Raw genomic sequence first — 775 nt, 5'->3', positions numbered from 1 at the left:
GCCACATGGCGATCTAGTGGCCCATCAGCCAGTGCTGGTGCGGCCCGGGCAAGGTCCAGATGCCGAACAGCATGACCAGCAGGCCACCGGCCATCCGCACGCTGCGTTTGCGCAATAACGCGGTGACTCGATCAGCGGCTAAGCCCGTGGCCAGCAGTACCGGCCAGGTGCCAAGGCCAAACGCGAGCATCAGCACCGCACTGTCCAGCGCATTGCCCTGGCTGGCCGCCCACAGCAACGTGCTGTAGACCAACCCGCACGGCAACCAGCCCCAGAGCGCACCCAGCAGCAACGCCCGGGGCAGGCTGGACACCGGCAGCAAACGGTTGGCAACCGGCTGGATATGGCGCCACAGGCCGCGCCCGAGGCTTTCGATACGGGTCAGGCCGCTCCACCAGCCAGCCAGGTACAAGCCCATGCAGATCAGCAACAGCCCGGCGAGGATGCGCATGAACATCGCTGCCGGACTGTTGGCCACGGCCCAGCCGGCCAGGCCGATCAGCAAGCCGGCGGTGGAGTAGCTGAGGATGCGCCCCAGGTTGTAGGCCAGCAGCAGGCGAAAGCGCCGACTGCGTTGCTCCTTGGGAATCGCCAGGGTCAGCGCGCCCATCAGGCCGCCACACATACCCAGGCAATGGCCGCCGCCCAGCAGGCCGAGGATCACCGCCGAGACCAGCAGGGGCGCCAGTTCAAGCATGGGGCGGATCTTTCGGCTTGGGCGGTTGTTCAGGGCCGTTGGCTTCATCGACGGCCGCCAGGTGGTTCGGGTCCTGGT

The 775-nt window shown here is 67.2% G+C and carries 1 protein-coding gene and 1 pseudogene; both read right to left on the bottom strand.

What is annotated here, in order from left to right; genetic code table 11:
• Positions 1-13: 13 nt before the first annotated feature.
• Positions 14-697: a sulfite exporter TauE/SafE family protein gene (locus HX873_RS31180; protein WP_177123811.1), complete on the bottom strand. Its 684-nt coding sequence runs from the start codon at positions 695-697 to the stop codon at positions 14-16.
• Positions 690-775 (bottom strand): annotated as a pseudogene (locus HX873_RS31175) (cbb3-type cytochrome oxidase assembly protein CcoS); the annotation flags it as partial. The gene HX873_RS31180 and the pseudogene HX873_RS31175, both read right to left, overlap by 8 nt.

Source organism: Pseudomonas sp. P7758 (genome assembly GCF_013386485.1).
Taxonomy (GTDB): domain Bacteria; phylum Pseudomonadota; class Gammaproteobacteria; order Pseudomonadales; family Pseudomonadaceae; genus Aquipseudomonas.
This window is presented reverse-complemented; position numbering and strand designations above follow the sequence as displayed.

Bases quoted from the DNA above. Each gene is read 5' to 3' on its own strand.
- HX873_RS31180 (WP_177123811.1), bottom strand. From the start codon at position 697: ATGCTTGAACTGGCGCCCCTGCTGGTCTCGGCGGTGATCCTCGGCCTG.